This window comes from Marinobacter confluentis (assembly GCF_004785685.1).
Classification (GTDB): Bacteria; Pseudomonadota; Gammaproteobacteria; order Pseudomonadales; family Oleiphilaceae; genus Marinobacter; species Marinobacter confluentis.
Genome location: NZ_SRPF01000009.1, coordinates 18,748 through 41,352 on the forward strand (window position 1 = coordinate 18,748; position 22,605 = coordinate 41,352).

Below are 22,605 nucleotides of genomic sequence, written 5' to 3' on the forward strand. Positions count from 1 at the left end.
CTAATCCTGGAAAAGTGGCGTGTCAGCGGGATTGCTGCTCGCGAATTCTGTCCGACCAGCTCTGGACTCTCAGCATCAGATCCGGCACATCAATACGGGTCAGCTCGCCGTTCTGTACCTGGGGCACACCGCCGATCCAGCTGTGGCTGACCTGTCGCCCATGGCGGCTGTAGACCAGATGGGACGCAGGATCATATACGGGCTGAAGGAAAGGATCGCTCAGATCAACCGCGATCAGATCAGCCAGCTTGCCAGGCACCAGCGAGCCCAGTTCGCTGTCCCGGCCGATAGCCCGTGCGCCGGCAATGGTGGCCATGGCGAGGGCCCTGTGGGCGGAAAGCGCAGAGGCATCATCGGCAACCGCCTTGGCCAGCATGGCCGCCGTGCTCAGTTCTCCAAACAGATCCAGGTCGTTGTTGCTGGCTGCCCCATCGGTGCCTATCGCCACATTAACGCCCGCTTCCTGCAGTTTATGGACGGGGCAGAGTCCGCTGGCCAGTTTCAGATTCGACTCGGGGCAGTGAATCACGTGGGCGCCGGTCTGTTGCAGTAGGGCCAGATCAGACTCGTCGATCTGGGTCATGTGGACACATTGAGTATTGGGCCCCAACAGCCCCAGGCCAGCCATTCGCGCTGTTGGCCGGACGCCGGTTTTCTCAAGGGCATCGGCGACCTCAAACCCGGTCTCGTGCAGGTGCATCTGGATGGCCGCACCGGTTTCCTCGGACAGCGCTATGGCGCGGGTCAGGGGCTGATCAGACACGGTATAGGGTGCGTGGGGGCCAATAGCAGGCGATACGAACGCGTTGCCCTGCCACTGCTCGATGAAAGCGCGACCCTTGCTCAGGTATTCGTCAGGGCCTGAGCCCCAGGGCGTGGGAAAGTCCAGTAGCGGAAAGCAGATCTGGGCGCGCATGCCCACGTCATGGGCAAGCTGGGCCACAACTTCCGGGAAAAAGTACATGTCGGAAAAGGTGGTGGTGCCGGTACGCAGCATTTCCGCCATCGCCAGCTGGGTGCCGTCGCCGATGAAAGCTTCGCTGATAAACTCGCCTTCGGCGGGCCAGATGTGGTCATTCAGCCAGGTCATCAGCGGCAGGTCATCGGCCATGCCGCGGAACAGCGACATGGCGGCGTGGCCATGGGTGTTGATCAGGCCGGGAAGGACAACATGGCAGGGCAGGTCGATCACTTCCTTGGCACGGTAACTCGAGTCGGCGTCTTTCTGCGGCAGGATGGCGGCTATTCGGTCGCCCTGAACCAGCACCGCGTGATGTTCAAGCACGATATTGGCGGGTTCAATCGGGATCAGCCAGCGGGCGTTGATCCGGATATCTGCTGCGTTGATGGTGTCTGCCGTCATTTATCCTGCCTTGTGGTCCGTTAGCGCTGGAAACTGCTTGTCAGAAACTGGAAATCAGCCCCGAAGTATAGCGACCGACCCGCCACAGAACTACCCTGGTCGGGCCAGAAAGACCTGCCGGGGAGGGCTGAGTTGCAAGCCCGGTAGCGTTATACTGCCGCCACATTATTCTGGTTTGGAGTTCGGTATGAGTCAGGCCCCGGCAAGTCCTGGTCAACGTTTAATCGGCACGGTCGCCATGCGCTGGCGTGGCACAAGCCTGGAGTTGCTGGATCAGCGCCTGCTCCCTGACCAGGAAATCTGGCTGAGCCTGGACAGCGCCCCGGGGGTAGCGGACGCCATCAGGGATATGGTGGTTCGCGGTGCCCCGGCCATCGGGATAAGCGCGGCCTACGGGGTTGTCTTGGCCGCCCAATCATCCGCTGGCGCTGACTGGCGGGAGCAAGTGGAGGCCGCGGTCCGGCTGCTGGCTGAATCACGCCCGACGGCGGTGAATCTTTTCTGGGCGCTCGAGCGCATGCAAGGCCGACTGGCAGAGTGTGCCACTAGGGAAGACGCCATCGAGCAGCTTGTAGCCGCCGCCGTCGAGATTCACGAGGACGATCTGGCCGCCAATCTTGCCATGGCGGACCATGCCCTGGGCCACATGAACGCCCAAAAGCCCATCTCGGTTCTGACCCACTGCAATACCGGTGCGCTGGCGACTGGGGGATACGGCACAGCTCTGGGAGTGATTCGGCGGCTGCATGAAACCGGACTGCTGGTAAACGCCTTTGCCGACGAAACCCGGCCGTGGTTGCAGGGCAGCCGGCTGACGGTGTGGGAGCTGGCACGGGACGGCATACCGGTCACCCTGAATGCGGACAGCGCTGCGGCGGCCATTCTCGCGTCCGGCAAGGTGAGCTGGGTAATTGTGGGCGCTGACCGGATTACCGCCAACGGCGATGTGGCGAACAAGATCGGTACCTACAGCCTGGCGGTGCTTGCCCGTTTTCATGGCGTTGGCTTTATGGTGGTTGCGCCGTCCAGCACGGTGGACATGGCGCTTGAATCCGGAGCAGAAATCCCGATCGAAGAGCGCGATGGAACAGAGCTGCGCCAGGTGCGAACTGTGCCCATGGCGCCGGCATCCGTCGCCGTGTTCAATCCGGTTTTCGATGTTACGCCGGCGGGTCTAATTGATGCCATCGTGACCGAGAAAGGTGTGGTAAGTCGCCCGGATACCCAGGGGATGAAACGGCTTTTTGGTTAGGAGCGGTCTTTTTTTGAGCCCGGCGCTGCAGCCTGGGCCTTGCTGAGATTTTCCCGGGCCTGTGCCAGCTCTTTTTCCTGCTGTTCAACAAAGTGCAGGGACATTTCAAAGCTCTGCCGGGTGAATTCCAGGACTTTCTGAAAGCCTTCGTCCGAGAGGGTGCGGGCATCATCGTGGGCGCGGAAAATATTGATGAACTGTCGCTCCCGTTCAAACTGGAGGGGCAGGCGCCCGACACCCCAGCCGTCGAGAATTCGCCAGACTTCAGGGTTATAGTTGCGGGTAGTGCGCAGAATAAAGGGAATCGGGTCGTTACGGGCGATCAGCGCCGCCAGGCGAAGAATCAGCTCGAAAGACAGAGTGCTGGTGCCATTCTCGATGGCCTCCAGAACGGACTTGTCTTTCAGGTTCAGGGCTTCGCTCATCTCGGACAGGGTCAGCCCTGCGACTTCGCGGATGTCCCGAAGAGAGTTGCCCGCCACCAGCATCATTCGTAGCTGATCCTGGGAATTCATCAGGGCACGGCCGATTTTGAGCGAAGTGTCGGTGGACCGGGCAGCGAAACGCAAGGCCGAGCCGGTGAAGCCGGCAATTCGCTCAACCAGGGATTCGGCTTCGGGCTCGTCGCCTGCAGCCCGCTCTCCGCCCGGATCAATCGGGCCTCCCGCTTCCTGCACTTCCTCCATGGAGCGCATGGCATGCATGGCGTCCATCAGCATGGCTTCCAGCACTTTTGCCTTTTTGTGATCGCCATCCCTGTTTGCCATTGCGGTTTTCCGTGGCTGCTGCTTAGTGTGAACGGGCCTGCGCGGTAATCTGTTTCGGGGTCAGGATGGACGCCATGCGCTGATCAAGCTCCAGCATATCAGCCATGATGTTCCCGCCTTCCTCGATGATGAAATCCAGATCGTCATCGGTACTATCAACATCGGCCGCTTGCATATCCTGCCAGTCGTCAAGCTGTTCCAGCGTATCGAACGGCTCTTCGCCGCGGATCTCCCGGCGGGCGTTGGCAATGGTTAGCCGGGCCCGCTCAACCTGCGACTGATAGGCTTCGCGTTCAACCAGGTTGAGGCTGACGGTAGTTTTCTCGCGCTGCTGTTTCAGGAAATCGATTTCTTTCTGAAGCAGGCGGAATTCCGGGTGCTCTGCGAAACGCTCGTCGTGGCGGACGCGAAGCTCGTCGATCACGCCACTGAAATCGAAGTAGCGTTCGTGGGGCACGGCTTCAATCTGATCCCAGGGCAGGGCATGATCCAGCGCATCCTCACCGATACGTGTCTTGTCCACGCGTGAGGGGATTTCAATATCCGGAATCACACCCTTGTGCTGGGTTGAACCACCGGATACGCGATAGAACTTGCTCTGGGTAATCTTCAACTGGCCGTGGTTGAGCGGTCGAACCGCCTGCACCGTGCCTTTGCCAAAGGTTTGCGAGCCCACCACCAGGCCGCGACCGTAATCCTGGATAGCGCCGGCAAAGATTTCCGACGCCGAGGCGCTCATCCGGTTGACCAGAACCACCAACGGGCCATCGTAGGTCACTGACGGGTCCTGGTCTTCCAGCACTTTGACATCGTTGTTGGAGTTACGAATCTGCACGGTAGGGCCTTCTTCGATGAACAGCCCGACCAGGTCATTGGCCTCGTGCAGGGCACCGCCGCCATTATTGCGAACGTCCATGACGATGCCGTCGATGCCTTCCTGTTTCAGGTCATTGATCAGATTACGGACATCCCGCGTGGTGCTCTTGTAGTTGGGGTCACCGTCCTGCATGGCTTTAAAGTCGGCATAGAAGGTCGGAATGGTGATAACGCCGATTCGGAAAGTTTTGCCGCTGCGGTCCAGTTCAATGACATCGCTGCTGGCGCTCTGCTCTTCCAGTTTTACTTCATCACGCTTGATGGCGATGGTTTTGGTGACGGTTTCGTCGGCCGCATCCGATGGAATGACTTCCAGCGTGACGGTGGACTGTTTCGGGCCACGGATAAGGTCCACAACCTCGTCAAGGCGCCAGCCTATGACATTGACGGCTTCTTCCTTGTCTTCCTGGCGTACCGAGACAATGCGGTCAGCGGGTTGCAACTGGCCCTGCTTGGAAGCCGGGCCGCCGGGCACCAGGCGAACCACCTTGGTATATTCGTTGTCGGACTGAAGTACCGCACCAATGCCTTCCAGCGACAGGCTCATATTGATGTTGAAATTTTCCGAGGTGCGCGGCGAAAAGTAGGAGGTGTGTGGGTCCCACATGCCTGCAAAGGCATTCATGTAAGCCTGGAAAGCATCCTCGCTGCGGGCCTGGCGAGTGCGCTTGAGCTGGCCTTCGTAACGGCGCAGCAGGGCCTTGGTGATTTCTTCATCGTCACTGCCGTTGAGGCGTTGAGCCAGAACGGCGTTCTTGATTCGCTTGATCCAGAGATTGTCGAGGGCCGCCGCATCTGCTTCCCAGTCCGCTTCCGAGCGATCCACCAGAATCTGCTCGTCAGTTTCGAAATCCAGTTTGTCGATGCCGCTTTCGATCACGTTGATAGCGAAGTTCAGTCTTTCGATGATGCGCTGCTGGACCAGGTTGTAGATATCGAAACCAGGCTGAAGCTGACCGGTTTTCAACGCCGAGCCCAGGCTGTCCCTGACTGCGCTGAACTGATTGATGTCTTCCTGGGTCAGATAGATGTGCTGGCCATCCAGATAGTCCAGGTAGGCATCGAATACATCGCTGGAGAGGTCATCATTGATGCCCATGTCGCGAAAATGGGTGAACTGGAGTTGCCGGGCAATCAGGATATTGGCGCGAGCCTGGTCCACCGTCGGTGCCACGGGTTCATAGGCGGTGTCGGTTGATTCGGCGGTCGCAGACGCCTGAGCTGACAGGGTCAGAACCAATCCGATAGACACTGCCCTGAACAGATGCTTCAGGGGGTTATCCAGTTCGCTGTGACGGGTCATAATGCGTTCCGCGATGCTCATAGAATGGTTACCTGACGGTGTTTGGCATTACGTGTCCAACGGCGTACCGCTGACGCCGTATCTGGCGGGAGGAAATACGATTCAGGTGCAATGCCGGATTGACTCATTGCTTTCATTGTAGGCAAGGGCAGAGGGCGTTGCCATAGGGGAAGGGTTTCGCTTCGTGACAATCTGTCCATGAAGTGGGCAGGTTTGTATCTGCACCGGGCCGCTGACCGTTGGTCAAGGGCAGCCCGATGCAAACAGGCCTGATATTAAGCGAACAACGCGTTGGTTTCCGCTTTTTCCAGCAACATGGCCGGCGGGTTGAAACGCTCCCCGAACCGCTCAGCCAGGTCTTTCGCGCGTTCGCTGAAAGCGCGAACGCCATACTGGTTGATGAACTGTATGGCACCGCCGGTCCAGGGGGCGAAGCCAATGCCGAAGATGCTGCCGATATTGGCGTCTTCCACGGTTCTCAGCACCCCTTCTTCCAGACAGCGTACGGTTTCAATAGCCTGAATGAACAGAATGCGGTCTTTCAGGTCCTGAAGTTCCGTCGAGCGGGCCTTGGCCTGATCCACATAGAGCGACTCCAGTTCCGGCCAGAGGTACTTCTTGCCGGATTCGGGGTACTCGTAGAAGCCTGCGCCTGCCGCCTTGCCCTTGCGGTTGTGGGTGCCAACCATCTGGTCAATCACCGTTTCCGCCGGGTGGGCGTTCCAGGTTTTGCCCGCTGCTTCCGTATCCTTTCTGCTCTGGTCGCGGATGTGCTGCATCAGGGTCATGCTGACTTCGTCGGAAATCGCCAGTGGTCCCACGGGCATGCCGGACAGCACGCCTGCGTTTTCAATGCTGGACGGATGAATGCCTTCGCCCAGCATGGCAATACCTTCGTTGACGAAGGTGCCAAAGACGCGGGAGGTAAAGAAGCCGCGGCTGTCGTTGACCACAATCGGAATCTTGCCGATCTGCTGGACATAGTCGAAGGCGCGGGCCAGGGTGTCTTCGGAAGTTTTGGCGCCCACGATGATTTCTACCAGCTGCATCTTGTCCACCGGGGAAAAGAAGTGCAGGCCGATAAAGTTTTCCGGCTTGGTGGACGCCTCCGCCAGTTGGGTAATCGGGATGGTTGAGGTGTTGGAGGCAAAGATGCCGTTCTGGACCAGCTTTGCTTCCGCCTCCTGGGTGACTTTGGCTTTCAGGTCACTGTCTTCAAACACCGCCTCGATCACCAGGTCGCAGCCGTCCAGATCTTCAGCAGAACCGGTGGCCTTGATGCGGCCCAGCACCTCGGCTTTCTGCTCCTCGGTCATGCGCCCACGGCTGACTTTTTTGGCAAGCAGTTTTTCGGAGTAGGCTTTGCCTTTCTCGGCGTTTTCCGTGGATACGTCCTTGAGCACCACTTCCAGGCCGCGGGTGGCGGTGGAATAGGCAATGCCTGCGCCCATCATGCCTGCGCCCAGTACGCCGACTTTTCGGAAGGTTTCTTTGTCCACGCCTTTGGGGCGGCTTTCGCCGGCATTGACGGCGTTGAGCTGGAACCAGAAGGTGCCGGTCATGTTCTTGGCGACCTGGCCGATGGTCAGTTCCGCAAAATAGCGGGTCTCGATCAGGCTGCCATTGTCAAAGTCGACCTGGGCGCCTTCCACTGCGGCGGACAGAATGCGCTCCGGCGCAGGGTAGCAGCCTTTGGTTTTCTGCTTCAGCATGGCCGGGGCAATAGCCAGTTTCTGAGCCATGGAGGGATGATGGGGTGCACCGCCCGGAATCTTGAAGCCTTTCTGATCCCACGGCTGCTGGCATTTGGGGTTGGCTTCGATAAACGCCCGGGCTTTGGTCAGCATGTCGTCCCGGGAACTGGCCAGTTCATCCACGATACCGGCTTTGAGCGCGGCTTTCGGGTTGACCTTTTTGCCTTCCATCAGAAACGGGAAGGCGGCTTCCAGGCCAATCATCCGTGGCAGGCGCTGGGTGCCGCCTCCGCCGGGTAGCAGGCCAAGGGTGACTTCCGGCAGACCCAGCTGGATTTTGTCGTCGTCCAACACCACCCGGTGATCGCAGGCCAGGCAGATTTCCAGGCCACCGCCCAGGGCTGAGCCGTTGATGGCGGCGACCACGGGCTTGCCGCTGGTTTCCAGGGCGCGCATTTCGGCTTTCAGGCCGTTGACCATGTTTTCGAAGGCTTCCGCGTCTTCGCGAGTCACCTTGTAGAGCTCTTTCAGATCGCCGCCGGCGAAAAAGGTTTTCTTGCCGGAGGTGATGATAATGCCCGCGATTCCTTCCAGATCTTTTTTAACCTGGTTAACGGTGTCGGACAGGGCTGTCCGGAACTCCGCATTCATGGTGTTGGCGGACTGGCCGGGCATATCGATGGTGAGGGTCAGAATCTTGTCTGAACCCAGGTCGTACTGAATGGCACTCATGTTTTCAATCTCCTCGAAGTCGGTCGTCGGCTCAGATGCGCTCGATAATGGTGGCAATGCCCATGCCGCCGCCCACACACAGGGTGGCCAGCCCATAGCGAAGTTCCCGCCGCTCCAGTTCGTCCAGCAGGGTGCCCAGAATCATGGCGCCGGTGGCGCCCAGGGGATGGCCCATGGCGATGGCGCCGCCGTTGACGTTGACCTTGTCATCCGGCACCTGCAGTTCCCGCTGGAACCGCATGACAACCGAGGCGAAGGCTTCATTCACTTCGAACAGATCAATCTGGTCCGCCGTCATACCGGCTTTTTCCAGTGCCTTCCTGGCCGCCGGGGCAGGGCCGGTGAGCATGATGGTTGGGTCGGTGCTGGTGACCGCTGTCGCCAGAATGCGCGCGCGGGGCTTCAGACCCAGAGCCTTGCCCTTGGCTTCGCTGCCGATCAGCATGGCGGTTGCGCCATCGACGATGCCGGAGGAGTTGCCAGCGTGGTGCACGTGGTTGATTTTTTCCACGTAGTGGTATTTCTCCCGGGCCACGCCGTCAAAGCCCATTTCGCCCATCATCTGGAACGATGGCTTGAGGCCAGACAGGGATTCGATAGACGTGGAGCCGCGAACGTGTTCGTCCCGGTCCAGAATGACGACGCCGTTCTGGTCGGTGACCGGGATAATGGATTTCGAGAAATAGCCTTTTTCCCAAGCGTTGGCGGCTTTTTGCTGGGATTTGACCGCAAACCCGTCCACGTCTTCGCGGCTGAAGCCTTCCAGGGTGGCGATCAGGTCGGCGCCTATGCCCTGGGGCATGAAACCGGTGTGCAGGTTGGTGGCCGGATCGGTCGCCCAGGCGCCGCCGTCCGAGCCCATGGGCACGCGGGACATGGCTTCAACGCCGCCGGCGACCACCAGGTCCTCCCAACCGGAACGCACTTTCATGGCCGCCAGGTTGACGGCTTCCAGCCCGGATGCGCAGAACCGGTTGAGAGTGACACCGGCAACCACCTCATGCCAGTCTGCTGCCAGGGCAGCGGTTTTGGCGATATCCGCTCCCTGGTCACCGACGGCAGTGACGCAGCCAAGCACGATGTCGTCGACCTGCGAGGTGTCCAGACGGTTGCGTTCTTCCAGAGCCTTCAGAATCTGCGTCATCAGGGTGACCGGTTTGACGCTGTGCAATGCTCCGTCTTTCTTGCCGCGCCCTCTGGGCGTGCGGACCGCATCGAAGATATAGGCTTCGGTGGTCATTCTGTGTCCTCGTCTGGTTGATCTTGTTCAGGCATGGTTTCGGTTGGTGCCTCGTCAGTAGACAACCATAGCGGCTGGGAGGCCAGAGGGGTAATGGCGGGCAGTGCCAATTACATTGGCGAAATTGCTCATGCAGTGAATTGTGCTCATGACTTTTGTTCCAGCGGGATCTATGGTGTTAACAGAACTATTCAATCCTGCGGGAGCAGAGCCATGTCACTGATAGACGCCATCGATAACCTTTATGAAAAGCTGGTGGCGGATGCCATCGATGAAACACGGCAACCGGATGACGATGAGGATTTTCTGACGGATGTCATGTGTGTTGCGCTGAATCGCTTGCCGTCAAAGTATTATCGGCACAGCGTGGATATGGTGTTCTACATGGCCGAGGGGGAAATGAAAGCCATGAAAGAGGATTCCCTGGGCGCCGTGAAAGACGCCAGGGATTTTGTGCAGGGTCATAAACGGGAGCTTTAGCCGGTTCAGGCTTGCTCGGCGAGAACGGCCTGCAGGGCGGCAATCAGGCGATCGGCTCGGCTCTGATTGACTGTCTCGTCTTCTGGTCGCAGGCACCAGCCAGCGACCAGGCTCTCCATTTGCGGCAGCCGGCCCTGTTCGTTGCCATTTCCACCCATACCTTCGGCCAAGCGCTGAACCTGGATTTCCATTCTTCGGGTTTGCTCTTCTACGGGTGATGCGGTTTCGGCAAGGATTTCTGCCCGGATCACCAGCTCAGCCGCAGTTCCATCCGCCAGGTCTGAAGCCAGCGTCTGCCAGTGTTGCGGCAGGTCCGATTCGGCTGATGGTCCATCGACTCTTGCCCGGATGTGCTGGCGCCACTGGTCGAGTTTCTGGCGGCTGCGAATCTGCTCAATCAGGGATGTCAGCCGTGCCTGTTCCTGCTTTACCTTATTCTGGACCCCGTTGGACAGGGGCTCGCTTGCCAGGCCTTCAAGCTCTGTAAGGCAAGCGGTCAGGTCTTCAGTCGCCTGGTTATCAACCATTTGGCGCGCTTTATCCAGAATTGGGGCGGCGCTTTCATCGGCTGCACGGGTCTGCTCCTGCTGCTCGTTTTTCTCGGCATCCCGCCGGGCAAAGATCTGGTCGCAGGCATTGCGGAATGCCTGCCATAGCTTTCGGTCTTCCCTGTGGCGGGTGATGCCGACCTGCTGCCATTCGTTCTGTAAGGCTTTTGCCTGGTTCATCGCATCCGATAATGGCTCGTGCTTAATCAGGGCTTCCGCATTTTCGACAATGGTCTGTTTGATGGCTTCGTTGTTTTTCCGCTCCTGGTTCAGCGGCTCTTCAAGCTGCTTGAGCAGAGCGTCAAAATCCTTCTGAACAGACCGGTTGTCCCGGAACTCAACCGGCCACGCTGCTTTCCATTCCTCACGGGCCTTCTGATGAATGCGCTCGGCGGCTTTCCAGTCAATGGCCTGCCAATCGGCGTTTTCGATGAAGGTTTTCAACTGCGAGATAATGGTTTTCCGGGTTTCGAGGTTGGCCTGCTTGAGTCCGGATTTGGCCGAAAAATAGGCTTTGCAAGGTTCGTAGGCCAGATCTGATGCCTGCTTGAAGCGGGCCCACAGTTCCCGGTCGGACGAGCCACCAAGTTCGCGCCATTCGTTCTGAAGCTCCTTGATGCGCTCTGCCTTTGCCTCGGGTTCCATGGGCTGTTCGGCGAGGTATTCCATCTGTTCGCACAGTGCGATCTGTTTTGGTCGCGTGGCAAAGCCCTGCCAGTCGCCCAGTTCGCGCAGCTGGCCACCCAGAAGTTGCATCCGTGCCTGCAGCGGCTGGCTGTGTTTGCGGTCCAGCTGTTTGAACTGCTGCTGCGCGGTTTTGAACAGTTGTCTCGATTCCTTCAATTGTCGAGCTTCCAGGGCCTGTTCCAGCCGCGCCAGCGTTTGGGTCACCGTTTCCGCCAGAGTTTTCTGGGCTTCGGAGTCCGCAGCGGCTGGGCGTGTCCCTGATTCCGGGCGGGATTTCTCGCCGGCGTCCTTCGCCAGTTTCTGCAGGAGAGTCGGCACAGGGAAGTCCGCCGGCCAGTCCACATCGGCCAACAGATCTTTGGCGGTTTGCGCCAGCCCGTCAGCCGAATTGTCTGTCTGTGGATCCAGCAGAGCCTGGATGGCCTCACGACTCTGGCCGAATCGGCGGAGCGCGCCGATGTAGTTGCGCAGCGGCAGCATCAGGGACTCGTAGGTCTTCTGTTCCTGTTTTTCTACCGGTGTGTCCCGCGTGGCTTCCAGCCAGCGGTTCTCCTGGGTTTTCTGCAGGGCATCCAGGCTGGCCACTGAGGGCTCCGAGTCTGGGGCGGGCTGTTTGAGGTTCTCCAGCGTTTCCTCCAGCAGGGCAAGCGTCTCGGCGCGTTGGTTTTTCTGCTCCCGGGCCTGGGCCTCGCGGGCTTTTTCCGTGTTCATTACCTCAAGCCTGGCCCGGCACTCATGTACGGCCTGCAGGAATTCGCTGGCCTGGTCCTGGCTGGCATGGGTTTCAAGCTCTGCCCAGCGCTTTAGAAGTGCTTCAAGACGCGGCTCGAATAGCTTGGTGTCGTCGCTACGGGCCTGGTCGCGGGCATTCTGTATCAATGTTGAAATCGCTTGCTCGCGTTGCTGCTGCTCGTCCTCGGCGGCGCGAATCGTCTGCAGGGCCTGCCGGACACACTGGTAAACGCCTTTGTCTTTGCCTTTTGCCCGTTTCTGGACCCGCTGCAGACTATCTTTGGCGGTCAGTAATTTTGCCGCGGACAGACGGATTTCCGCCGTCGCTCCCTGGGTGGCAAGATTTTCCAGCTCAGCCTGTGACGGTGACCCAGACAACTGGGTTAACTGTTGCTGTCTGAGATTGTCCTGACGGTCGGATTTTTCTTGTTGATTGGCGGTTGGCCCTGAGGGTTCCGCAGCCTTGGGTGCGGGCGCCTGTTTGCGGCCAAAAAGTTTCTGGATGAACGCGGCCATGGAGGTATCCTTTGAAAAATATGGGCGCTAGTCTAGCGTTTTGAAGGCGAGGGCGGGAAGACTTGTTATGGCAAAACAGGAAGATCCGGAATATAAGGCCAGGGCTGCGGCATTGCGGTTGCTTGCCCGACGTGAGCACAGCCGGCTGGAACTAGACCTGAAACTGCGCCAGCGCAAGATTGAAGCGCCGGTGATTGAAAAGGTGCTGGATGAATACGAAGCGAATGACTGGCTCAATAATGAGCGATTCGCCGATGTGTTTGCCCGCCAACGATTCGACCTTGGCTATGGCCCCCTGAAAATTGCCGCAGAGCTGCAACAGCGCGGCATTCAGGCACTACCCGCATGGCTGTCTGCAATGACCGACAGGGAGTGGGCTGACAGCGCTATTCGGGTTCGCGACCGGCGTTTTGGATTGGTGGATATTCGCGATGACTGGGATGAAAAGGGGCGCCAGGGGCGCTTTCTTGCCCGACGTGGTTACGCTGGAGACCACATAGAGGCTGCCCTTGAAGCCACTCTGGATGATCTGGAAGATCAGAGTGTTGGCGGCAGGTAGCTGAGTTCTTCTGGCAGGGGTTTTCTGATGTCTGCCGTGGTTTCCTCAGGCCCGGGGGCGATAACGGGCTCCATGCCCTCGAGTTCACTGAACCAGGGTTTCTTGCGCGCATCGGCAATGTCCGAAGGTTCGGTCATCCATGCCAGAACGTCGTAGTAGCGGCGGATGTTCTGCACGTAAACCACCGGCTCATGGCCACGGGCGTAGCCGAACCGGGTCTTGCTGTACCACTCTTTCTGCGCAAGCAGGGGCAGGAACTCTTTTACATCCATCCAGCGATCAGGGTCTTTCCCAGCGCCCTGGGTCAGGCGCCTTGCGTCTTCGACATGCCCCCAGCCAACGTTGTAGGAGGCAAGTGCAAACCAGGTGCGGTCAGGTTCCGGTATGCGTTCGGGCACCTTGCGGTGCACCATGGTGAAGTATTTCGCGCCGCCCCTGATGCTCTCTTCTACGTCCAGACGGTTGCTGACGCCAATATGGCTGGCAGTGTTGCGGGTAAGCATCATCAGGCCGCGAACTCCGGTCGGAGACACGGCGTTTGGACGCCAGTGGGATTCCTGATAGCCAATGGCGGCCAGAAGGCGCCAGTCGAGCTCGTAGGATTCAGCATAGGCCTGAAACAGCTCGTCGTATTTGGGGAGCCGGTTCTCAACATGATGAACGAAGGTGCGGGCACCCACGTAGTTCAGCCGATCCAGGTGGCCGTAGAAGCGTTCGGCCAGTTGCGCCAGCGTGCCGTTGTTTTCAACTTTTGTAAGGAACTTGCGCGCTGCTTTGACCAGACTCTGGTCCTGCTCTGCCGGGAACAACCACAGAATATCGTTGGCGTCACTGAGGCTGAACGCACGTTTAACCTGAGGAAAAAATACGTGGTTGAGATCGAGCTCGTTAGACGCAACAACGGCGTAGGGAAATTCACCGGACTCGACCCTTGCCAGAATGCCCGCTGCGTCCAGCCCCTGGTGCGGCCTCCAGTTAATGGCTGGGGCTTCATCATCGCCAATGGCCAGGTGTCCGCGATGATTGCTGTCTGCAACCAGGTGCAGAGTTTTCTGGTGCAGGTCCACGAGGGATTCCGGGCGCTCGACGTCGCGGTTATAAACCACGACTGATTTGGCCTGGATGCCGTTGGCAACGGAATGAAAGCGGGAACCGAGGTCAGGCCCCGAGGGCAGCCCAGATAGGCCTATATGGGCGTAGTTCCGGTCAAGAACCGAGAGTATTTCGGAATTGTCTTCGGCTACTCGAAGCCTGAGTTCAACCCCAAGCTCTTCGGCGAACATTCGGGCCAGCTCATAGTCATAGCCAGTCTTGCCGTCACGCCCTTCGAAATAGATAGAGGGTGCAGTGCGAGTAATGACGTGCAGAACGCCTTCCGCGCGGATTTCCTGAAGGGTGCTGGGGCGTGAGCAACCGACCACCAGCAGGGCGATACAGATCACCAGTGCCTGTTTGTAAGAGGCCATCAGCCAATGCTGAACATCGTTTGGCAAGTTCTGAACTCCCTCGCAATAAGTCGATGGGTCATACGGTGTGCGTGCTGTTTCGATCACCTGAACGTAAAAGCCCATTTCAAGCCTCCCTGGCTAACCTGTATAATCTATGGTCTCTTTCACGTGGTCAAATTAATTGCTCATTATCTGTGCAAAATGATGTAAATTCAGACAGGGTCCGAAGGTCTCAGGACGCTGTATCCCCGCCTCGCTTTCGAGTATCATGGCGGCCTTTCAGTCGGCCAGCCCCCGACGAACCCGTTTCGCACACAGGTTTTGATCATGCTCGAACTTCGTGGCGCTCCAGCGCTCTCGCCCTTCCGCTCCCGTAAACTGCATTCCCGCATTCAGGAAATAGTGCCTGAGGTCGCTCATGTTTATGCGGAGTTCATGCACTTTACCGACCTGGAATCTGATCTGACGGAGTGCGACCAGGCGGTACTGGACAGGTTGCTGACCTACGGCCCAAGTGTGGCGGTGGAAGAGCCGGATGGTGTCCTTTTTCTTGTAGTCCCGCGCCCGGGAACCCTGTCACCCTGGTCCAGCAAGGCCACAGAAATTGCGCGAAACTGTGGCTTGCGGCAGATCCGGCGTATCGAGCGCGGTACGGCCTATTACGTCAAATCCAGCCGGAAGCTGAGCCTCGAGCAGCGGGAAAAAATTGCCGCCCTTTTGCACGACCGCATGACCCAGAAAGTTTTTCATGAGATGGGCGGCGCAGAGTTGCTGTTCCACACCGAAGAGCCTCGCCTGGTAAAGCGGGTGCCGGTCCTGTCCGGCGGTCGTCGGGCGCTGGTGGAGGCAAACCAGTCACTGGGGCTGGCGCTTGCCGAAGACGAAATCGACTATCTGGTGAAGTCCTTTACCCATCTTGAGCGTGACCCTACAGACGTCGAGCTGATGATGTTCGCCCAGGCGAACTCCGAGCACTGCCGCCACAAGATTTTTAACGCCTCCTGGGACATCGATGGCGAAGGGCAGCAGAAGTCTCTGTTCGCCATGATTCGCAACACTCACGAGATGAACGGCGACGGCGTGCTTTCCGCATACAAGGACAACGCGTCGGTCATCAAGGGCAGCAGGGGCGGGCGTTTCTTCCCCGATGCGGAAACCGGCACCTATCGCTATCACGAGGAAGACATTCATATCCTCATGAAGGTGGAAACCCACAACCACCCCACAGCCATCGCCCCGGCCGCTGGTGCGGCAACCGGTTCTGGCGGTGAAATCCGGGACGAGGGCGCAACCGGTCGGGGCTCAAAGCCGAAGGCCGGGCTGACCGGGTTTACCGTGTCCAACCTGAATATTCCCGGTGACAGCCAGCCCTGGGAAATCGGTTATGGCAAGCCTGAGCGCATTGCTTCGCCCCTGGACATCATGATCGAGGGGCCGATTGGCGGCGCCGCATTCAACAACGAATTCGGGCGGCCCAACCTGGCCGGTTATTTTCGCACCTTCGAAAGCTGTGTGCCTGGGGCCAATGGCGAAGAAATCCGCGGTTATCACAAACCGATCATGATCGCGGGTGGTCTGGGCAATATTCGCGCCGACCACGTGGAGAAAGGCCATATCCCGGTCGGAGCCAAGCTGATTGTTCTGGGCGGACCTTCGATGCTGATTGGTCTTGGCGGCGGTGCTGCGTCTTCCATGGATTCCGGCTCCAGTAATGAAAACCTGGATTTTGCGTCTGTTCAGCGCGACAACCCGGAAATGGAACGCCGCTGTCAGGAGGTTATAGACCGCTGCTGGCAGATGGGCGACGACAACCCCATCTGCTTTATTCACGACGTAGGGGCCGGCGGCCTGTCGAACGCCATGCCGGAACTGGTCAAGGATGGTGGCCGTGGTGGTCGGTTCGAGCTTCGTGATATCCCCAGCGATGAACCGGGCATGTCACCGTTGGAAATCTGGTGCAATGAATCCCAGGAACGCTATGTAATGGCGGTGGCGCCGGAGAATCTTGAGCGTTTCGACGCCCTGTGTCGCCGGGAACGATGCCCCTATGCGGTCATTGGCGACGCCACTGAAGAGCATCACCTGCAGCTGTCAGACTCGTATTTTGATGATAAGCCCGTGGATCTGCCGATGGACGTACTGTTCGGCAAGCCCCCGCGGATGCACCGCAGTGTAACCCGTTCTTCCTTCACCAAGCCGATTTTTGATTCCGGCAAGATAGATGTCAATGACGCGGTGGACCGCCTGCTGCGCCTGCCAAGTGTCGGCTCAAAGAGCTTCCTGATTACCATTGGTGACCGCACGATTACCGGCCTGGTGGCCCGGGACCAGATGGTCGGTCCCTGGCAGGTGCCAGTCAGCGATGTAGCGGTGACTTCGACCTCGTTTGACGTAAAGGCCGGTGAAGCCATGGCGATGGGCGAGCGCACGCCAGTTGCGGTTATTGATGCCCCGGCGTCCGGCCGCATGGCGGTGGGTGAAGTGATCACCAACATGGCGGCAGCGCCCATTGCAGCCCTGTCTGATATCCGACTGTCTGCAAACTGGATGGCTGCCGCGGGTCATCCCGGTGAAGACGAAAATCTGTACGAGACCGTCAAGGCGGTTGGCATGGAGCTTTGTCCGGCGCTTGGCATTGCCATCCCGGTCGGCAAGGACTCCATGTCCATGAAAACCGTCTGGGAAGAAGATGGCGGCGAGCAGAAAAGTGTGACGTCACCCCTATCACTGATTGTCAGCGGATTCGCGCCCGTTGTGGATGTCGACAGAACGTTGACTCCGCAACTGATGACCGATGCGGGCGATACCGACCTTATTCTCGTGGATCTGGCGGCAGGTCAGAATCGTTTGGGCGGTTCGGCATTGGCACAGGTCTATGGGCAGGTTGGTGCTGTTGCGCCCGACCTTGACGACCCTGAGGATATCAAGGCGTTCTTTGCGGTGGTTCAGGGGCTCAATGGTGACAACAAGCTTCTGGCTTACCATGACCGTTCCGACGGTGGTCTGTTTGTTACCCTCGTAGAAATGGCTTTTGCTGGCCACACTGGTATTGATATCAAGCTGGACGGCCTTGCGGAGAATGCAACTCAGATTCCCAGAGAGCTGTTCAATGAAGAGCTTGGTGCTGTGATTCAGGTGCGCCGAGAGGATACTCCCTTTGTGCTCCAGCAGTTCTCGGCAGCAGGTCTTGGCGACCACACGTCGGTAGTTGGCACCCTGAATGAGGAGGACCAGCTTCGCTTCGCGTTTGAAGGGCAGCCCGTTATTTCCCGATCCAGAGTTGAGCTCCAGAGCCTTTGGGCAGAAACCAGTTATCAGATTCAGTCCCTGCGTGACAACGCTGATTGCGCCCAGGAGGAGTTTGATAACCTGCAGGATGCCGAAGATCCCGGACTGCACGCGGAGCTGACCTTTGATCTGAACGACAACATTGCAGCACCGTTTATTCATACCGGCGCGAAACCCAGGGTTGCAGTGCTACGTGAGCAGGGCGTTAACGGTCAGGTAGAGATGGCCGCAGCGTTTGACCGCGCCGGATTCGAGTCGGTGGACGTCCACATGAGCGACCTGCTTTCTGGCAGGGTTTCTCTGGAAGACTTCAAGACCCTAGTGGCCTGCGGAGGATTCTCCTTTGGTGATGTTCTGGGCGCTGGTGAAGGCTGGGCAAAGTCGATTCTGTTCAGCGATCGGGTGAGAGACCAGTTTGCCGCATTCTTCAATCGTCAGGACACGCTGGCCCTCGGGGTCTGCAATGGCTGTCAGATGTTGTCCAACCTGCATGAACTGATTCCGGGCAGCGAAGGTTGGCCGCGTTTTGTCAGAAACCAGTCGGAACAGTTCGAAGCAAGGCTGGTCATGGCAGAAGTCGTGCCATCGCCTTCTGCCTTCATGGACGGTATGGCCGGCTCCAGAATGCCCATTGCGGTGGCCCATGGTGAAGGCCGGGTTGAGCTTTCCGGCGGGTCGTCCGCCGAGCAGCTGGAAGAGAGCGAACTGGTGGCGCTGCGTTATGTGGATAACCGGGGCCAGGTAACCGAACGGTACCCGTACAATCCAAATGGCTCGGAAAATGGCATTACCGGCGTAACAACACGGGATGGGCGGGTCACAATCATGATGCCTCATCCGGAACGGGTGTTCCGCACTTCCCAGCATTCCTGGCACCCGGACCACTGGAACGAAGATGCGCCCTGGATACGAATGTTCAGGAACGCGCGCCGCTGGTACGGATAGATTTCCAGCAAACCACGGCAAGAAGTCGGGTGGTCACAGAGCCGGTCTGAATGCACCATAAAGGTGACGCAATTCAGGCCGGTTTTTTTATATAAAATCCGGTATTTGGACTTGACGTTCCTGTTTTATGCACATTCTCGGGCACCCGCTGGTTACTGTCTGAACAAAGCGCTGGTTCCGGATTCATTTTTTTCTGGACAATATTAAGTTATTGAAAAGTATAGAGTTAATAAGATAGGGTAATTTGTCGCCAATTTAACAGAAGTGCAGCAATCGCGGGGGATAGACGAGGGTTCCCAAAATCTTTCCCCAGAGTTATCCACAGATTCTGTGGGTAAGTTGCTAACTGCTTAATCTGATCAGAATATTGGGTTTTCGGCATCCGGATCAGGAGGTGTTTTCGATGTATAAGCTTTGTTATTTCGTTCCTGAGAGTCACCTCGAAGAAACCAAGAACGCGCTTTTCGAAGCAGGGGCAGGGCGGGTCGGAGATTACGATTCCTGCGCCTGGCAGGTTCAGGGTCAGGGGCAGTTCAGGCCGCTGGAGGGCAGTCAGCCATTTCTGGGTCAGTCAGGGCAGCTTGAAACGGTTAGCGAGTACCGTGTGGAACTGGTCTGTGAAGACAATCTGATCAGGGCTGCCGTCGCAGCGCTGAAGCTGGCGCACCCCTACGAAGAGCCGGCTTATGAAGTGTTTCACATGGAAGACCTGTAACCACTGGTCTGGCTATTTTTTGCCCATCCGGTAGCGGATGTCTTCTACGTGAACCGGGTAGTGGTTGTTGCCGTGGTCTTCCAGAAAGAGCTCCAGCGTTCTTCGAACGGTAGGGAAAGAGAGCTCATCCCAGGGAATGTCATTCAGGGGAAAAAGCCGGGTCTCAAGCGACTCTTCACCAGCGCCGAAGTCCGTGCTGTTCAGGGTTGCCCGATAGAACATGTGCACCTGATCGATGTGGGGGACATGAATGACGGTATACAGATCTTCCATGGTTACTGTTGCCAGGGCTTCTTCCAGGGTTTCGCGGGCCGCCGCTTCCAGCGTGGTTTCGGAGTTTTCCATAAAGCCCGCTGGCAGGGTCCAGTAGCCATAGCGGGGCTCAATGGCCCGGCGGCAGAGCAGTACCTGGCCGTCCAGAACCGGCACGGTGCCAGCCACAATTCGCGGATTCTGGTAATGTATGGTTTCGCAGCTGACACATACATAACGGTGACGATTGTCGCCCTGTGGTATTTTTTGTTCGACCTGGTCGCCGCAGGTGCTGCAGTATTTCATTCGTTTCACCGTGAGTGGGCAAGTGTGCGTTTGTGAACGTAACTATCCGCGGTGCGGGTGTCTCATTCAAGAGTCTGATGTAAAAACGGAGCCAGAATTTGCGCGATCTACTTCACGAGCGTCTCTCAGGTTATGTGCCCAGATTATTAACGCTGGACTATCCCGAAGCGGGCGTTCTGGTTCCTGTCACCGAGGATCGAAACAATCCTGAAATTGTTTTTACGCTCAGGTCCGCAAACCTGAGCACTCATCGTGGACAGGTATCGTTTCCCGGCGGCCGGCGTGACCTGGAGGATGACTCCCTTGCGGCTACTGCGCTGCGTGAAACCCATGAAGAAATCGGGCTGCCGCCGGAGCAGGTAGAGCTGATCGCGCCGCTTAGCCAGGTGATGTCTTTGCATCAGATTCTGGTTACTCCGTACGTTGGTGTGATCCCTGGCGATCATCCGCTGACTGCAAACCCTGCCGAGATAGAAAGCATTTTTCGCGTACCCGTCAGTTTTTTTCTGGAAGACCGGCGCGAGCGTACGGATGCGCTCAGCTTTATGAATAACACGTTTCACGTGCCCTGCTACCGTTGGGAGCGGTACCAGATCTGGGGGCTGTCTGCCGTGGTTTTAGTGGATTTCCTGAACGCAGTGTATGACGCCGGCATTGACCTGCTCGAGCCGGTGAAAGGAGGCTGATATGTTTTACCAACTAGGTGATAGAAAACCTGAGCTTAACGGAGACGGCCAGTTTGTGGCCGATAACGCATCGGTGATCGGCAGCGTCCGGCTGATGGAGAAATCCAGTGTCTGGTTTAACGTGGTCATCCGGGGTGATAACGAGTGGATCACGATCGGTCCGGAAACCAACGTTCAGGATGGCTCGGTTCTCCATACGGATCCGGGGCTTGCACTGAACTTGGGTAAGGGAGTGACGGTCGGCCACAAGGTCATGCTGCACGGGTGTGACATCGGTGATTATTCACTGATTGGAATCAATGCGGTGGTGCTGAATGGCGCAAAAATTGGTAAGCATTGCCTGATCGGTGCAAACACGCTGATTCCGGAAGGCATGGAAGTGCCCGATGGCTCTATGGTCGTAGGGTCGCCAGGCAAGATCAAGCGCGAGCTGACAGACAACCAGAAGAAAATGCTGGAAATGAGTGCGGCACACTACGTCAAGAACGCGGCAAACTATGTGGAATGCCTGAAGCCCTGCGATCCCCAGGGCTCAGGGGGCTGACATGCGAAGACAGGATCGGGTGCAGTCGCCCTGCGTCAGTATCTGCGCTCTAGACGAAAACGATCTTTGCATTGGCTGTCATCGAACCAGCGACGAAATCATGAGCTGGCCAAGGTTGGACGATGATCAGCGCCGTAAAGTTCTGGAGCAGGTGGCCAAGCGGGAAGAAAAGGTGGGTCTCTGAGTTTCATCGGCAGACCCTGAGTGACTTTAAAAAAAAGACAGGAAACAGACGATGCCCCACACCTCTTTGCCGGATTCGGTAACAATTGGAACACCCCTCAAAGACAACGCGTTCCGTGTGCTTTTCTGCGGGTCCGGCGAGCTTGGCAAAGAGGTGGTGATTGAGCTGCAGCGGCTGGGAGTCGAGGTAATAGCGGTTGACCGCTATGCAAATGCGCCGGCCATGCAGGTGGCCCACCGCAGCCACGTGATTGACATGCTCGACGGGGACGCGCTGCGGTTTGTGATCGAAGCGGAAAAGCCGCACCTGATCGTCCCGGAAATAGAAGCGATAGCCACGCCGGAACTGGTCAAGCTTGAGCAAGAGGGTTACCGGGTTATCCCGACCGCAAGAGCCGTCAACCTCACCATGAACCGTGAGGGCATTCGACGCCTCGCCGCAGAAGACCTTGGCCTGGCCACGTCACCATACCGTTTTGCAGAAACCCGGGAAGACTACCTCGCAGCGGTGAGCGAGATCGGTTTGCCTCTGGTCGTGAAACCGGTCATGAGCTCCTCCGGCAAAGGTCAGAGTACGGTAAAAACCGAGGCCGATGTTGAGCGGGCCTGGGAGTACGCGCAGTCTGGTGGTCGTGCCGGTAAGGGCCGGGTCATTGTCGAAGGGTTTGTGGATTTCGATTATGAAATTACGTTATTGACCGTAAAGCATCGGGATGGAATTTCCTTCTGTGATCCGATTGGTCACCGTCAGGAAGACGGCGACTATCGGGAGTCCTGGCAGCCACAGGCCATGAGCCGGGAAGCTCTCTCGCGCTCGCGGGAAATTGCCGAAGCTGTGGTCGATAATCTTGGTGGTTTGGGTCTCTATGGCGTCGAACTGTTTGTCAAAGGAGATCAGGTCTGGTTTTCAGAGGTTTCGCCTCGGCCACATGACACCGGGCTGGTTACCCTTGTGTCGCAGGATCTTTCCGAGTTCGCTCTTCATGCCAGGGCAATACTGGGTCTGCCGATACCAGCGATCAGACAGCTGGGTCCCTGTGCATCGGCGGTGATACTGCCAGAGGGTGAGTCGGCTGAGGTTGCCTACACCGGACTTGAAAATGCACTCGCTGAGCCAGACGTTTATTTAAGGCTCTTTGGCAAACCTGAACTGAAAGGGAAGCGGCGAATGGGTGTTGCTCTGGCAAAAGGCGACACAATAGAGGATGCGCGTGAGAAAGCGGTAACGGCCGCAGGCAAGGTAATCGCCGTTTTCTGACGGTTATTTGTCGCCAATGGCAAAAACTTGCTCACGAACCGTTGACACCGACCGGCAGGGCTGTAGAATACGCATCTCTTTCGAGGGGCACGCCGCTGAGGCGGGTCAGAAATCGAAAGACAACCGTTTGAATTTATTAGAGATTCCGGTCATCGAATTTCTTCTCAAAGCGGTTGACAAGGTCGCGATTCGCTGTAGAATACGCGGCCTTGATCAGGGAACGGAAGTTCC

General features: G+C 57.7%; 17 protein-coding genes. 9 read left to right on the top strand and 8 right to left on the bottom strand.

Annotated elements, in window-relative coordinates:
- Positions 1–22 precede the first annotated feature (22 nt).
- Positions 23–1,363, bottom strand: coding sequence for a TRZ/ATZ family hydrolase (locus E5Q11_RS17110; protein ID WP_135804669.1), 1,341 nt, complete (start codon positions 1,361–1,363; stop codon positions 23–25).
- A gap of 187 nt (positions 1,364–1,550) precedes the next feature.
- Between E5Q11_RS17110 and mtnA the strand changes: the two genes are divergently transcribed.
- Positions 1,551–2,615: an S-methyl-5-thioribose-1-phosphate isomerase gene (gene mtnA, locus E5Q11_RS17115; RefSeq protein WP_135804670.1), complete on the top strand. Its 1,065-nt coding sequence runs from the start codon at positions 1,551–1,553 to the stop codon at positions 2,613–2,615.
- Here the strand turns inward: mtnA and E5Q11_RS17120 are convergent.
- From E5Q11_RS17120 to E5Q11_RS17135, 4 genes are all read right to left on the bottom strand, one after another.
- Positions 2,612–3,382 (bottom strand): helix-turn-helix domain-containing protein, encoded by a 771-nt coding sequence (locus tag E5Q11_RS17120; RefSeq protein WP_135804671.1) that lies wholly within the window; start codon positions 3,380–3,382, stop codon positions 2,612–2,614. The genes mtnA and E5Q11_RS17120 overlap by 4 nt on opposite strands.
- Before the next feature lie 22 nt (positions 3,383–3,404).
- Complete coding sequence (locus E5Q11_RS17125) at positions 3,405–5,582, bottom strand: carboxy terminal-processing peptidase (protein ID WP_135804672.1); 2,178 nt, start codon at positions 5,580–5,582, stop codon at positions 3,405–3,407.
- Positions 5,583–5,836: 254 nt separating this feature from the next.
- Entirely contained in the window at positions 5,837–7,987 is a 2,151-nt protein-coding gene (locus E5Q11_RS17130) for a 3-hydroxyacyl-CoA dehydrogenase NAD-binding domain-containing protein (protein WP_135804673.1), read from the bottom strand.
- A gap of 31 nt (positions 7,988–8,018) precedes the next feature.
- The gene (locus E5Q11_RS17135) at positions 8,019–9,227 is read right to left on the bottom strand and encodes an acetyl-CoA C-acetyltransferase (RefSeq protein WP_135804674.1); all 1,209 of its coding nucleotides are present in this window, start codon (positions 9,225–9,227) and stop codon (positions 8,019–8,021) included.
- A gap of 213 nt (positions 9,228–9,440) precedes the next feature.
- Between E5Q11_RS17135 and E5Q11_RS17140 the strand changes: the two genes are divergently transcribed.
- Positions 9,441–9,707 carry a late competence development ComFB family protein gene (locus tag E5Q11_RS17140; RefSeq protein WP_135804675.1) on the top strand — a complete coding sequence of 89 codons (267 nt, stop codon included), beginning with the start codon at positions 9,441–9,443 and terminating at the stop codon, positions 9,705–9,707.
- A 5-nt stretch (positions 9,708–9,712) separates the two neighbouring features.
- On the opposite strand, the gene E5Q11_RS17145 is transcribed toward E5Q11_RS17140, so the two are convergent.
- Positions 9,713–12,190 (bottom strand): DUF349 domain-containing protein, encoded by a 2,478-nt coding sequence (locus E5Q11_RS17145; RefSeq protein ID WP_135804676.1) that lies wholly within the window; start codon positions 12,188–12,190, stop codon positions 9,713–9,715.
- A 67-nt stretch (positions 12,191–12,257) separates the two neighbouring features.
- Here E5Q11_RS17145 and E5Q11_RS17150 point away from each other — a divergent pair, with 67 nt between their 5' ends.
- Positions 12,258–12,749 (top strand): regulatory protein RecX, encoded by a 492-nt coding sequence (locus E5Q11_RS17150; RefSeq protein ID WP_135804677.1) that lies wholly within the window; start codon positions 12,258–12,260, stop codon positions 12,747–12,749.
- On the opposite strand, the gene mltF is transcribed toward E5Q11_RS17150, so the two are convergent.
- Positions 12,728–14,215 (bottom strand): membrane-bound lytic murein transglycosylase MltF, encoded by a 1,488-nt coding sequence (mltF, locus tag E5Q11_RS17155; protein WP_135804684.1) that lies wholly within the window; start codon positions 14,213–14,215, stop codon positions 12,728–12,730. The genes E5Q11_RS17150 and mltF overlap by 22 nt on opposite strands.
- Before the next feature lie 309 nt (positions 14,216–14,524).
- Between mltF and purL the strand changes: the two genes are divergently transcribed.
- Both purL and E5Q11_RS17165 read left to right on the top strand, forming a co-directional pair.
- The gene (purL, locus tag E5Q11_RS17160; protein WP_135804678.1) at positions 14,525–18,430 is read left to right on the top strand and encodes a phosphoribosylformylglycinamidine synthase; all 3,906 of its coding nucleotides are present in this window, start codon (positions 14,525–14,527) and stop codon (positions 18,428–18,430) included.
- Between the two features lie 403 nt (positions 18,431–18,833).
- A complete protein-coding gene (locus tag E5Q11_RS17165) occupies positions 18,834–19,145 on the top strand; it encodes a YqfO family protein (protein ID WP_135804679.1) in 312 nt (103 codons plus the stop codon).
- Between the two features lie 12 nt (positions 19,146–19,157).
- Here E5Q11_RS17165 and E5Q11_RS17170 read toward each other — a convergent pair whose 3' ends face one another.
- On the bottom strand, positions 19,158–19,703 hold the full coding sequence (locus E5Q11_RS17170; RefSeq protein WP_135804680.1) for an NUDIX hydrolase: 546 nt from the start codon (positions 19,701–19,703) through the stop codon (positions 19,158–19,160).
- A 98-nt stretch (positions 19,704–19,801) separates the two neighbouring features.
- Here E5Q11_RS17170 and E5Q11_RS17175 point away from each other — a divergent pair, with 98 nt between their 5' ends.
- Genes E5Q11_RS17175 through purT form a run of 4 tightly spaced genes read left to right on the top strand, consistent with a single transcriptional unit; the run spans position 19,802 to position 22,374 of the window.
- Positions 19,802–20,389, top strand: a complete 588-nt coding sequence (locus E5Q11_RS17175; RefSeq protein WP_135804681.1) for an NUDIX hydrolase — start codon at positions 19,802–19,804, stop codon at positions 20,387–20,389.
- 1 nt (position 20,390) lies between these two features.
- Positions 20,391–20,933 (top strand): gamma carbonic anhydrase family protein, encoded by a 543-nt coding sequence (locus tag E5Q11_RS17180; RefSeq protein ID WP_135804682.1) that lies wholly within the window; start codon positions 20,391–20,393, stop codon positions 20,931–20,933.
- Position 20,934: 1 nt separating this feature from the next.
- Positions 20,935–21,117, top strand: a complete 183-nt coding sequence (locus E5Q11_RS17185; protein ID WP_135804683.1) for a DUF1289 domain-containing protein — start codon at positions 20,935–20,937, stop codon at positions 21,115–21,117.
- A 51-nt stretch (positions 21,118–21,168) separates the two neighbouring features.
- The gene (gene purT, locus E5Q11_RS17190; protein ID WP_191964493.1) at positions 21,169–22,374 is read left to right on the top strand and encodes a formate-dependent phosphoribosylglycinamide formyltransferase; all 1,206 of its coding nucleotides are present in this window, start codon (positions 21,169–21,171) and stop codon (positions 22,372–22,374) included.
- The last annotated feature ends 231 nt before the right edge of the window (positions 22,375–22,605 follow it).

Bases quoted from the DNA above. Each gene is read 5' to 3' on its own strand.
- E5Q11_RS17110 (WP_135804669.1), bottom strand. From the start codon at position 1,363: ATGACGGCAGACACCATCAACGCAGCAGATATCCGGATCAACGCCCGC.
- mltF (WP_135804684.1), bottom strand. From the start codon at position 14,215: ATGGCCTCTTACAAACAGGCACTGGTGATCTGTATCGCCCTGCTGGTG.
- E5Q11_RS17150 (WP_135804677.1), top strand. From the start codon at position 12,258: ATGGCAAAACAGGAAGATCCGGAATATAAGGCCAGGGCTGCGGCATTG.
- E5Q11_RS17180 (WP_135804682.1), top strand. From the start codon at position 20,391: ATGTTTTACCAACTAGGTGATAGAAAACCTGAGCTTAACGGAGACGGC.
- purL (WP_135804678.1), top strand. From the start codon at position 14,525: ATGCTCGAACTTCGTGGCGCTCCAGCGCTCTCGCCCTTCCGCTCCCGT.
- E5Q11_RS17125 (WP_135804672.1), bottom strand. From the start codon at position 5,582: ATGAGCATCGCGGAACGCATTATGACCCGTCACAGCGAACTGGATAAC.
- purT (WP_191964493.1), top strand. From the start codon at position 21,169: ATGCCCCACACCTCTTTGCCGGATTCGGTAACAATTGGAACACCCCTC.
- E5Q11_RS17165 (WP_135804679.1), top strand. From the start codon at position 18,834: ATGTATAAGCTTTGTTATTTCGTTCCTGAGAGTCACCTCGAAGAAACC.
- E5Q11_RS17120 (WP_135804671.1), bottom strand. From the start codon at position 3,382: ATGGCAAACAGGGATGGCGATCACAAAAAGGCAAAAGTGCTGGAAGCC.
- E5Q11_RS17170 (WP_135804680.1), bottom strand. From the start codon at position 19,703: ATGAAATACTGCAGCACCTGCGGCGACCAGGTCGAACAAAAAATACCA.
- E5Q11_RS17135 (WP_135804674.1), bottom strand. From the start codon at position 9,227: ATGACCACCGAAGCCTATATCTTCGATGCGGTCCGCACGCCCAGAGGG.
- E5Q11_RS17145 (WP_135804676.1), bottom strand. From the start codon at position 12,190: ATGGCCGCGTTCATCCAGAAACTTTTTGGCCGCAAACAGGCGCCCGCA.
- mtnA (WP_135804670.1), top strand. From the start codon at position 1,551: ATGAGTCAGGCCCCGGCAAGTCCTGGTCAACGTTTAATCGGCACGGTC.
- E5Q11_RS17185 (WP_135804683.1), top strand. From the start codon at position 20,935: ATGCGAAGACAGGATCGGGTGCAGTCGCCCTGCGTCAGTATCTGCGCT.
- E5Q11_RS17130 (WP_135804673.1), bottom strand. From the start codon at position 7,987: ATGAGTGCCATTCAGTACGACCTGGGTTCAGACAAGATTCTGACCCTC.
- E5Q11_RS17140 (WP_135804675.1), top strand. From the start codon at position 9,441: ATGTCACTGATAGACGCCATCGATAACCTTTATGAAAAGCTGGTGGCG.